The sequence below is a fragment of the Microvirga splendida genome, assembly GCF_016427565.1.
GTDB lineage: Bacteria > Pseudomonadota > Alphaproteobacteria > Rhizobiales > Beijerinckiaceae > Microvirga > Microvirga splendida.
In genome coordinates this window covers 187,515-198,758 of sequence record NZ_JAELXT010000005.1, presented here as the reverse complement: position 1 = coordinate 198,758, position 11,244 = coordinate 187,515, and the positions used below count along the sequence as shown (strand labels likewise).

General features: G+C 66.8%; 8 protein-coding genes. All 8 read left to right on the top strand.

Features of this window, described 5'->3' with window-relative positions:
• Nucleotides 1-25: 25 nt before the first annotated feature.
• Genes JAO75_RS07705 through JAO75_RS07670 form a run of 8 tightly spaced genes read left to right on the top strand, consistent with a single transcriptional unit; the run spans nt 26 to nt 11,179 of the window.
• Complete coding sequence (locus JAO75_RS07705) at nt 26-532, top strand: chemotaxis protein CheW (protein WP_199048020.1); 507 nt, start codon at nt 26-28, stop codon at nt 530-532.
• Complete coding sequence (locus tag JAO75_RS07700) at nt 532-1,962, top strand: CheR family methyltransferase (RefSeq protein ID WP_199048019.1); 1,431 nt, start codon at nt 532-534, stop codon at nt 1,960-1,962. Before JAO75_RS07705 ends, JAO75_RS07700 begins: the two co-directional genes overlap by 1 nt.
• Nucleotides 1,963-1,964: 2 nt before the next feature.
• Nucleotides 1,965-2,564: a chemotaxis protein CheW gene (locus JAO75_RS07695; protein WP_199048018.1), complete on the top strand. Its 600-nt coding sequence runs from the start codon at nt 1,965-1,967 to the stop codon at nt 2,562-2,564.
• Nucleotide 2,565: 1 nt separating this feature from the next.
• Entirely contained in the window at nt 2,566-4,239 is a 1,674-nt protein-coding gene (locus tag JAO75_RS07690) for a methyl-accepting chemotaxis protein (protein ID WP_199048017.1), read from the top strand.
• A 26-nt stretch (nt 4,240-4,265) separates the two neighbouring features.
• A complete protein-coding gene (locus JAO75_RS07685) occupies nt 4,266-6,482 on the top strand; it encodes a response regulator (protein WP_199048016.1) in 2,217 nt (738 codons plus the stop codon).
• Between the two features lie 10 nt (nt 6,483-6,492).
• Nucleotides 6,493-7,560 (top strand): chemotaxis-specific protein-glutamate methyltransferase CheB, encoded by a 1,068-nt coding sequence (gene cheB, locus JAO75_RS07680; protein WP_199048015.1) that lies wholly within the window; start codon nt 6,493-6,495, stop codon nt 7,558-7,560.
• Nucleotides 7,557-9,281 carry a response regulator gene (locus JAO75_RS07675; RefSeq protein WP_199048014.1) on the top strand — a complete coding sequence of 575 codons (1,725 nt, stop codon included), beginning with the start codon at nt 7,557-7,559 and terminating at the stop codon, nt 9,279-9,281. Before cheB ends, JAO75_RS07675 begins: the two co-directional genes overlap by 4 nt.
• A gap of 14 nt (nt 9,282-9,295) precedes the next feature.
• Nucleotides 9,296-11,179, top strand: coding sequence for a response regulator (locus JAO75_RS07670; protein WP_246742411.1), 1,884 nt, complete (start codon nt 9,296-9,298; stop codon nt 11,177-11,179).
• Nucleotides 11,180-11,244: the final 65 nt, after the last annotated feature.

Below are 11,244 nucleotides of genomic sequence, written 5' to 3'. Positions count from 1 at the left end.
CAACCGGCGTCCGACGATCCCATCCATGGCGAGCCTGCAGATCATAATCTTCGATGTGTGCGGCACCGCCTGTGCCCTGCACCGGAGCGCCGTGCGCGAATTCCTGCCCCTGCCTCGCCTGTGGCGTCCGCCGGCCCTGCCCCGGCCGGTCGCCGGCTTCTTCAATCTCGGCGGAGATGCGGTTCCGGTCCTCCGGCTCGACGTGCTGTTCGGCCTTCAGGCGGGCGAGGAGGATCGGGATGCCGATCTCTACCGGCACCTGATCCTGATCGGAACCGGCGGGACCGCCGGTGCCACCGCGCTCCTCGTCGACCGCGTTCTGGACGTGGCGACGGTGAACGCCCGGCAGGTCTCGGACGTGCCGCAGGCCGAGACCCTGAACGGCTGCGTGGAAGCGGAGGTCACCTGGGGTGATCGGCTCGTCCATCTTCTCTCCGCCGAGAGGATCCTGCTGACGGAAGAACAGCAGGCGCTGGCGGAGCTCGGACGCCATGCGCAGAGCCGCCTCGACGAATGGGCGGTGCCGGCCTGATGGCCGCACGACCGGCTCCCGTTCCGCTGCCCGATCCCGGCTTCCCTCACCTGAAGAGCCGCGTGATCGAGCGCACGGGACATTTCTACTACCAGGACAAGGACGATCTTCTGTGGGAGCGCGTGCGCAAGCGCCTGCGCGCCACGGGCCTGACCGATTCCGGCGCGTATATGGCGTTGCTGGAAGACCCGATCTCGGGCCCGGCGGAATGGGGCAAGCTGGAGGCCGAGATCACCATCGGCGAAACCTTCTTCTTCCGCTACGCGGAGCAGTTCGCAGCCCTGCGCGAGACCATTCTGCCCGAGATCATCGCCCGCAAGGCCTCGACGCGGCGGCTGCGGATCTGGAGCGCTGGATGCTCCAGCGGAGCCGAGCCCTATTCCCTGGCCATTCTCGCCCATGAGATCCTAGGCGAGAGCCTCGATGCGTGGCGCGTCAGCATTCTCGGAACGGACATCAACGACAACGTCCTGAAAGTGGCCCGGCAGGCCCGGTTCGGCAAATGGGCGCTGCGCTCCATGCCGGACGAGCAGCGGAACCGGTATTTTGTGAACGCGGGCAAGGACCAGTGGGAGGTACGGCGGGAGTTCCGCTCACTCGTGCGGTTCGAGCGGCACAACCTGCTGAGCCTTCTCGACGGCACGTCGCCGCTGGAGTTTGCCGATTTCGACCTGATCCTGTGCCGGAACGTCCTGATCTACTTCCATCCCGACACGGTGGCCCGGATCGTCGGGGCTCTGCGCGACCGCCTGGGCGACGACGGCTGGATGCTGCTGGGCCATGCCGAGCCCAATCCCCTCTTCTCGACGATGATGCGGGCCCTGAACCTGCCGGGGACCATAGCGTATCGGCGCGGCGCCGGCGATGCGCTGTCGCCAGCGCCGGCGCCGCCGCAACCCAAAGCCGCTCTGCAGGAGTGGAGGCCGCTCCTGCCCGCCCCCAAGTCCAGGGCGCCGGCCTCCAAATCGGCCCTGCCACATCCCGTGAAGGCTTCGACCGCTCCCTCCCGTCGGGCGGCCGGCGACTTCCTGGGCGATATCAGGGCACGCGCCGATGCGGGGGAATTCGTCGCGGCAGCGGACCTCTGCCGGACGGCGCTCGTCACTGAGCCCTTGAGCGCTGCGCTGCATTTTTACCATGGCCTCATCCTGCGGGCGCTGGGCCGTCCTGGCGAGGCTGAGAAAAGCTTCCTTAAGAGCCTTTATCTCGATAAACATTTCGCCATGGCTCATTACCATCTCGGCCTTCTGCTGCTCGCCGAGGGACAATCGACCCCCGGGCGGCGCTCCCTGACCCATGCGGCCCAGAGCGTCGCAGCGATGGCGGACGACTGCCCGCTCGACGAAGGCGACGGGGTGACCGTGAAGGAGCTGCGTGACCTGATCCGCATGCACCTCGACGCGGCAACGCCGTCTCGGCGGAAGGCATGACCATGGCGAAATCCGCGCGCCGCAAGCTGAGGCAGATCGAAAGAGGCAGGATCCGTTCGGCCGAGGAACGGGTGCAGCATATTCTCGACGAGAGAACCGAGAGCCTCGCATCGCGCCGCAAGGAGGCTGCGGCCCTGGCACAGGCCCTGCCGCGCGCACTCGTTTGCAGTTCGGGTCGCGAGCGCTTCGGGATCCTGATCGAAGCCGTCGCCGAAGTTCTGCCGCCTCAGAAATACATGCCGGTTCCGGACGGACCGCCGGCACTCGTGGGCCTGTTCGGCCGCAGCGGCCGGCTGGTGAGCGTGATCGATCTCGCGCTCGCGCTTGGGATCGACCCCTCCTCCACGGAGGACGAAGACCATCATTTCGTGCTGCTGCGTCGGGACGACTCGCAGGTGGCTCTCAGGGTCGAACGCGCCCACGCGGTTGCCGACATACACCTCCTGACGGGCGAGGAGGCCACGGGCTTCCGCACCGATGCGGTGACGGGCTATGCCCGCATGCAGGATGCCGCCGGCGATCCGGCCGACACCCTTTCCCTTCTCGACACCGAGCGGCTTCTGCGCCCCTTCCTGTTTCCTTCCCCAGTTCCCGGAGTCTGACGTGACGATCTCGATCGCCAACCGTATTCTTCTCGGCTTTGCCGTCATCATCGTCTTGATGGTCGGGCTGAGTGTCTACTCCATCAACCGGCTCGACGAGGTTCGCCAGACGACGGAGCGGATCGTCTCGCGGGACATCGCGCTGATGCGGCAGCTGGAGGTCATCGACGACGATCAGAACATCATGCGCAACCTGCGCCAGCAGATCATGGCGGGTTATCTGCTGAGAGCCCTCGGCCAGCAGGTTTCCTTCGAGGATCGCGTCCGGGAATGGACGAGGCAGGCCGCGAAGGCGGAGGCCGATATCGTCCAGGCGACATCCATGGCAAGCGTCTTCGCCAGAGAATCCATCTCTGCGGAACGCAAAGCCGCCTGGCAGCGGGTCGTGGAACTGCTCAGTGAAGCCAGCGAAGGCCTCCTCCAGTTGAGAGCCGCCAGCGAGCGGCAATTCGCGGAGCTGCAAAGCGGCGACCTTGCGACGATGCAGAGAACCCAGGCGATCCTGGACGAGCGACGCAGCGAATGGATCAGGACCCTCGACAGCGCCAGAGCCGTTCTGGCCGAAGCCAATGCCATCGGCCAGCGGCAGGCTGGCGAGATCTACGAGAGAAGCCGGACCTCGATCATCGTCGCCCTTGCAGGCACCGCTCTTCTCAGCCTGATCATCAGCTATCTCCTGCGCTCCTCCATCATCACACCCCTTGGCGCCTTCATGGGTTTCGTCGAGCGCATCGGGCGCGGCGAGCTGGGCGGCCAGAAGGCCATGACCGGCAAGGACGAGATCGGCCATCTCGGCGCGACGCTCAACTCCATGGTCGAGGGCCTGCGGCAGCTGGCGAGCCAGAGCCGTGAAGCGACCGAGAACCTGAATGCGGCCGCGGCGGAAATCCGCGCTTCGACCCAGGAGCAGGCGGCTTCCGTGGAGGAGCAGCTGGCCGCCGTTCAGGAGACTGCCGCGACCGTCGACGAGATCACCCATTCGGGCGCCCAGATCGGCAAGCGTGCGCAGGAGGTCATCGCCTCAGCGCAGGCGGCGGCCCAGACCAGCATGTCCGGCCTCCAGGCCGTCGACGATACGGCGCGCGCCATGGATGCGATCCGCGAGCAGGCCGAGGCGGTGGCGGAAAACATCGTGGCGCTCAGCGAGAAGACGCAGGCCGTCGGCGAGATCATCGCATCCGTCAACGACATTTCCGAGCGCACTCATCTTCTGGCCCTCAACGCGGCCATCGAGGCGGCAGCCGCCGGCGAGAACGGCCGCAGCTTCGCGGTCGTGGCCTCCGAGATGAAGACGCTCGCCGATCAGGCCAAGGATGCGACCACGCAGGTGCGCTCGATCCTGGGCGACATCCAGCGCGGCATCAACTCGTCGGTGATGCTGACCGAGGAGGCCGTCAAGCGCGTGGCCGCCGGCAAGGAGCGCACCGACATCACGCAGCAGACGATCACCGGCATCTCGGGCCAGATCCAGGAGAGCGTGCAGACCTTCCAGCAGATCGTGGCCTCCACCAACCAGCAGCAGCTCGGCATCGAGCAGGTGATGGGCGCGCTTCAGAACATCCGTCAGGCAAGCCAGCAGACGGCCGCCGGCACCCGCCAGCTCGACACGGCGGCGGCCAATCTGTCCCAGCTCTCGCAGCAGCTCCTCGGCCTCGCCGAACGCTACCGCCTGTAAGTGGGCGGAACGGGGATGCGCGCATCGTGACGGATATCCGCAAACAGTTGCTGGCGGCCTTCGAGGCGGAACATCGGGAGCATCTCGATGCGATCCGATCCGCGCTCGATCATGCCGGCCGGGGCGAGATCGACCTGACGGATGTCTTTCGCCGTGCGCATAGCCTCAAGGGCGCGGCCCGAGCCGTCGACCTGCCCGCGGTGGAAGAGGTTGCGCACCAGCTCGAAGCGGTTTTCTGGCAGGTTCTGGAAGGGGAGCAATCCCTCGATGAGCCGACGATCGTCACGGTGCGGCGGAACCTGGATACGATCGAAGATCTCGTTGCCGATCTCCTGAAGCCGCAGGCTTCCCAGGCGCCGGTGCAGCCCGCGCCGGTATCGGCGACGGCGCCTCGCGAGCCGGAGCCCCCGCTCCCGAAACCCGACGCGGCCGCCGAGACCGGCGGCAGCGCGTACCTGCGCGTCTCGGCCGAGCAGATGGAGGAATTGTCCACCTCCATGCACCAGCTTCTGACCGTGCTGCAGGCGAACGAGAGCCTGGATGACGATCTGCGCCAGATCGAGCTCGACAGCCGTGGCTTGAGGCGGAGCTGGGATCGCCTGCATGAGCAGATGAACGCCTCGGGTGTGGCCCCGCAGGAGGGATTCAGTCTCACTCGGCGCATCGCCTCGTCGTTCGCCCCGCGCCTGCGCGATTTCGATCAGGATTTGAAGGGGCTGCTGCGCAGGATCTCGGCCCTGACCCGCGAGCGCCGGCAGTCGAGCTGGTCCATCGAGCAGGCCGCCCGGCAGATCCGCGACAACATCGACCGGGTGTCCCTCGTCTCGGCCGAGACGGTGTTCGGCGGCTTCGGGCAGATGGTGCGCGAGATCGCCCGCAAGGCCGGTCGGGATGTGGACTTGCGCAGCATCGGTCTCGACATCCAGGCCGACCGGCAGGTGCTTCAGGCCCTCAAGGATCCCGTGATGCATCTCCTGCGCAACGCGGTGAGCCATGGCGCGGAGCCGCCCGAGGAGCGGATCGCCAAGGGCAAACCCGAACGGGCCGAGGTGACCCTGGAGCTAGCCTCGCGCGGCGGCCGGCTCGTCATCAGCATCCGCGACGACGGACGCGGGCCCGACCTCGCCCGGATCGAGCAGACCGCCATCGAGCGCGGCCTGCTGCAGCCCAGGGCTCCAGCCCACCCGCCGCCGATGATGGATCAGCTTCTCGGCCTCGTCTTCACGCCCGGCTTTTCCACGGCCGGCGAGGTCGACCGGTTGTCGGGCCGCGGCATGGGCCTGTCCGTCGTGGCCGAAGCGGCCCGCAAGCTGCAAGGGTCCGTTCTGCTCCGGCCTCGCTATCCGCACGGCACGGAGGTTCTGCTGAACGTGCCGTTCACGGCCGCCCGTCAGCCTCTGCTGCTCGTCGAGGTGGAGGGCCGCATGCTCGGGCTCCCGGCCCATGCGGTGGAGCGCCTCCTGCGTCTGCGTACGGAGACCCTGGAGAGCGTGGAGGGCCGCCCGGCCGCACGGATCGAGATCGGGGGGCAGGACATTATCGTTCCAGTCGTTGCCCTCGCGGCTCTCACAGGATCCCCCAATGCCCCCCTGCCCATCGAGGCCGGACACGTGAAGGCCGTTCTCGTCCGCCATGGCTCCCGAACCTGCGCCCTTGCGGTCAACGCGTTCCACGACGTGCGGACGATGCTCGTCAGCGACGTCCAGGCCATCGGGTTGAACGATATGGTCTCCGGAACCGTGCTCATGGAAGACGAGATGCCGGCCCTCGTGCTCAGCCCGGACCGGCTGATCGAGCATTGGACCAGGAACGAAGGCAGGCTCGCGGCCGGCGGCCTGGGTCTCACCGGATGGGCCCAGGAGGAGGAGCGCCAAGCCCGGACGATTCTCGTGGTCGACGATTCCATCACCACCCGCACCCTGGAGAAGAGCATCCTCGAGGCGCAGGGCTACGAGGTCATCCTCAGCGTCGACGGCCTCGATGCCCTGCACAGGCTGCGCTCGGGCGAGGCCCTGATCGATCTTGTGATCGCCGATGTCGAAATGCCGCGCATGGACGGCTTCAGCCTGCTGCAGGCGATCAAGGCCGATTCGAGACTTTCGGCCCTCCCGGTCATCCTGATGACGTCCCGCGCCGACCCGGAGGACGTGCGCAGGGGTCTCGATCTCGGCGCGAGCGCCTATATTACCAAGCAGAAGTTCGATCAGCGCGAGCTGCTGGCCACGATCGGACAGGTGTTGTGAGTTCCATGTGATGAGTATGGCGCCTCAGTCGCGGGTTCGGGTGATGGTCGTCGAGGATTCCCTCGTCGTCCGCCAGTTGCTCGTCCATATCATCACCAGCGACCCGCGCCTTGTGGTGGCGGCTGCCGTCAGCTCGGCCGAGGAGGCTCTGCGGGAGATCGGCCGCGTTCAGCCGGACGTCATCTCCATGGACATCCGCCTCCCCGGGATCGACGGGCTGGAGGCCACGCGCAGGATCATGTCGGAGCACCCGACGCCCATCGTGGTCATCGCCGACAGCATCGAGGATTCCTCGCTCAAGATTTCCATGAACGCCCTGCGGGCCGGCGCGCTGACGGTGGTGGAGAAGCCCGTCGGCCTTTCCAGCGCCGGTTATGCCGCCATCGCCAGCACCATCTGCACCCAGCTCTACATCATGAGCCAGGTGCCCGTCGTGCGGCAGCGTTCGCTTACGTCGTGGCGGGAGACCAGTGCATCCCGGCGCGAACCGGAATGGGGCATGACGCGCCCGAGCGTCATGGGAATTGCCGCGTCGACCGGCGGCCCCCCCGCGCTCGCGAAGGTTCTCGGCTCCCTGGCTCAGGGCTTTCCGCTGCCGATCCTGCTCGTCCAGCACATGGGCGCACCCTTCATGGAGGGCTTCGCCTCCTGGCTGAACGGGCTGATCCCCCTCGAGGTGCGTCTCGCTCAGGACCAGGAGATTCCGACGCCTGGCCGGGTTTATGTCGCACCCGGCGACCGGCACCTCCTTCTCTCCCCCGCCGGCACCCTGAAGCTGAGCGCGGAGCCGCCGCTCGGCAACCAGCGGCCCTCGGCGACGATGCTGTTCCAGTCGATGGCCCGCTCGCTCGGGCGCAGGGGCCTGGGGGTGATCCTCACCGGCATGGGCGAGGACGGTGCCCAGGGCCTCGTCGAGCTGCGCCAGGCAGGCGGCTATGTGGTTGCGGAAGACGAAAGCACCGCCGTCGTCTACGGCATGCCGGCGGCGGCGGCACGCATGGGCGGCGTCAATGTCAGCCTGCCCATCGACATGATCGCACCCCGCATCCTGCGTCTTGCCCGGGGAGAAGGCGAATGAGCGCAGGCTCCATGACACAGGCTGCAGAAATCCTTCTTGTCGAGGACTCGGAGACCCAGGCCCTGCAGCTCCGCCACATGCTGGAAACGAACGGCTTCCATGTCTCCTGGCGTTCGACCGCGGAGGCCGCCCTGGATGGGCTCAATGAGAAGCTCCCCGACCTCGTCATCGCCGATTTTCACCTGCCGGGCATGAACGGGGATGAGCTGACCCGGCAGATGCGCCTGAACGTCCGCACCCGGGCCATTCCCGTGATCATGCTCACGGAGGCTCGCGAACGCACCGTCGAGCGGCAGGGTCTGGAGAGCGGAGCCGACGCCTACATCTCCAAATCCGCCGAACAGGAGCTGATCCTCCTGCGCATCAAGGCGCTGCTGCGCCGGCGGTCGCTGCCGGTCGGCGACTCGCGGGAGGAGCGGCAATCTCCGAGTTTCGGAACGTTCCGCCGGGCCTGCATCCTGATCGTGGACGACAGCCTCACGCAGCGCACCTACCTCCAGAACATGCTGGCCCACGAGGGCTATGCGGTGACGACCGCGGCGGATCCCGCCGAGGCTCTCCGGCTGGTGCGCTCCAGCGACGCCACCTGGGACTGCATCCTGGTGAACCTGTTCAGCCCGGGCTTCGACGGCATCGAGCTGTGCCGGCAGCTCAACGTCTACCGGGGCCTGGCGCCTCTGCCGGGAGTGGACGCTCCGAGCTTCGCCATCGTGGGCCTCGGCAACGAGGAGGGCGGCAACCTGCTCGCCCGGGCCTTTTCCGCGGGCGTGGACGACATCGTTCCCTCCAACATCGAAGCCGACGGGATGCGGGTGCGCATCCGTGCGCTCGTGCGGCGCAAGCTCATGCAGGACGAGAACTGGCGCATCGAGGCGGAGCTGCGCGAGCGCGAGATCGCCCTCGCTCGGGCCCGGGCCGAAGCCGCCTCGGCCGATGCCCTCGCCAAGGCGAATCGCGAGCTGGAGGAGGCCAACGACCTTCTGAAGGGAACCCAGGCCCAGCTGGTTCAGGCCGCCAAGATGGCCTCTCTCGGCGAGCTGGTGGCCGGCATCGCCCACGAGATCAACAATCCCCTGGCCTTCATCCAGGCCCACCAGGGAACGGTGGAGCGGCTTCTGACGGAGATCGCCGCCAAGGTGCCGCCTGAGGCCGGCCTCGAGCGGCAGGTTCAGAAGTCCCGCGACCGGATCGGCGCCATGAAGCTGGGGCTCGGCCGGATCCAGGAACTGGTCCTGAACCTGCGGCGCTTCTCACGCCTGGACGAAGGCGATTTCCAGACCGTCAACGTGCCCGAATCGATTGAGACCGTGCTGGCCCTCCTAGGGCACAAGCTCGGCACCCGGATCGACGTGCGCCGCCGCTACAATGCGGTTTCGGACCTCTACTGCTCGCCGGCGCTGCTCAATCAAGTCGTGATGAACATCGTCGGCAATGCCGCCGACGCCATCAAGGGAACCGGCGGCATAGACATTGAAACCGAGAGTAACGAGACAACCTATACGATCAGGATCACCGATACGGGGCCGGGAATATCACCTGAATTGCGGGAACGCATCTTCGAGCCGTTCTTCACCACCAAGCCCGTCGGGTCTGGAACTGGACTTGGGCTGGCCATCGCCTATAGCGTGGTCCAGGCCCACAAGGGGTCGATCACGGTGACGGCAGGGCCGGCGGGCGGCGCCAGCTTCGTCATCACGATCCCGAGGCAGATTGTTTCATGACCTTGCCGAGCGAGATGACTTCAACGAATGGCACGATCCTCGTCGTCGACGATGAACCCGATATCCTGATCGCCCTCGAGGACCTGTTCGAGAACGATTACCGGGTGCTGACGGCCTCGTCTCCCGTCCAGGCCCTGGACATCCTTCGCCGCGAGCCGGAGGTCGCCATCATCATCTCGGATCAGCGCATGCCGGAGATGCAGGGCGACGAGTTCCTCGCCAAGGCGCGAAGCGTGTCGGATGCCGAGGCGATCCTTCTCACGGGCTATGCGGACCTGAAGGCAGTCATCGGCGCGGTCAACAAGGGCCGCATCATGGCCTACGTGCCCAAGCCCTGGGATCCCACCGCCCTCTCCAACATGGTTGCCGCCGCCTACCAGAGGCGCCTGCTGGCCCGGGAGCTCGACACCGAGCGCGCGCTCCTGCACGGGCTCATGGAGAGCACGGGCGACCTGATCTCGTTCAAGGATCCGGAAGGCCGCTTCGTGCGCCTGAACGCCGGCAAGGCGAAAAGCCTCGGATGCGCGGCCGTCGACTGCCTCGGCCGCAAGGAAAGGGATTACGTCTCCCCGGAGCGGGCGGCGATGATCGAGGAGGCGGAGCGCCGCGCTATCGAAGCGCGCCAGCCCGACGAGGTGATCGAGGAGCGCACGCTGCCCGACGGCAAGACGCAGTGGCTTCTCATCAACCACATCCCGATTCTGGACGAGCAGGGCAGCGTCGCCAACCTAGCCACGATCGAGCGCGACATCACGGAGCGCAAGCTGATGGAGATGCGCCTGCGCCAGGCCGACAAGATGCAGGCGCTCGGCACCCTCGCCGGCGGCGTGGCGCACGATTTCAACAACCTGCTGATGGCGGTGTTGGGCAGCCTGGATCTCGCCTCGCGCCGGGCACCCGACGATCCGCGCCTCACGCGTCTTCTGCAGAACGCCACCTATGCGGCGGAACGGGGCGCGTCCCTGACCCAGAGGCTCCTGAGCTTCAGCCGCCAGCGGGACCTGAGATTGCAGGCCGTGGACGTGAACCAGGTCATCACCGGCATGAGCGACCTGCTGACCCGCACGCTCGGCGGCGTGATTCGGATCGAGCGACATCTCACGGACGAACTCTGGGCCGCCATGGTCGACCCGGACCAACTCGAGCTCGCCATCCTGAACCTGTGCATCAATGCCCGCGATGCCATGGCGGAGAACGGAGTTCTCACCCTCTCCACGCGGAACGAGGCGGTCGAGGAAGACCGGATCACCGATCTCGCCGGAGGGGATTACGTGGTGATCTCGGTGGCGGATACCGGCATGGGCATTCCGCCGGAAGTGCTGGCGCGGGTGCTGGAACCCTTCTTCACCACCAAGGAGGTGGGCAAAGGCACGGGCCTGGGACTTCCCATGGTCTACGGCCTGGCGCAGCAATCCGGCGGCACGGTGACGATCCACAGCACGGTCGGGGCCGGGACGACCGTGGAGCTCTACCTTTCGCGCGCCGCGAAGGCGCAGGACGACGGACACCACGAGGAGCAGTCCATTGCCCCAGATGCTCCCAAGGTGCGCATCCTGCTCGTGGATGACGATGCGGAGGTGCGCACGGTCACGGCGGCCTACCTGAACGAGATGGGCCACCGGGTCGTGGAAGCGGCCGACGGATCGTCGGCCCTCGACATCCTGAAGGCCGACGATCAGCTCGACGTGCTGATCGCGGACTTCGCCATGCCGGGCATGACGGGAACCGAGCTCGCCGACAAGGCCCGCGAGGTGCGTCCCGGCCTCGGCATCCTGCTCGTCACCGGATACGCCGATCCCAAGCGCGTTCCGGACGGCTATCTGATGCTGCACAAGCCGTTCAGCCGCACCGATCTCGCCACCAAGGTCGGCGAGGCGACCAAGCGGGGGCAGAAATGATGGTCTTTCCTGCCGGGCCGATGCCCAGCCCGGTTGTGGACAAGCCTGCCCAATAGAAAATCGTC

Bases quoted from the DNA above. Each gene is read 5' to 3' on its own strand.
- JAO75_RS07705 (WP_199048020.1), top strand. From the start codon at position 26: ATGGCGAGCCTGCAGATCATAATCTTCGATGTGTGCGGCACCGCCTGT.
- JAO75_RS07700 (WP_199048019.1), top strand. From the start codon at position 532: ATGGCCGCACGACCGGCTCCCGTTCCGCTGCCCGATCCCGGCTTCCCT.
- JAO75_RS07695 (WP_199048018.1), top strand. From the start codon at position 1,965: ATGGCGAAATCCGCGCGCCGCAAGCTGAGGCAGATCGAAAGAGGCAGG.
- JAO75_RS07675 (WP_199048014.1), top strand. From the start codon at position 7,557: ATGAGCGCAGGCTCCATGACACAGGCTGCAGAAATCCTTCTTGTCGAG.
- cheB (WP_199048015.1), top strand. From the start codon at position 6,493: ATGAGTATGGCGCCTCAGTCGCGGGTTCGGGTGATGGTCGTCGAGGAT.
- JAO75_RS07670 (WP_246742411.1), top strand. From the start codon at position 9,296: ATGACTTCAACGAATGGCACGATCCTCGTCGTCGACGATGAACCCGAT.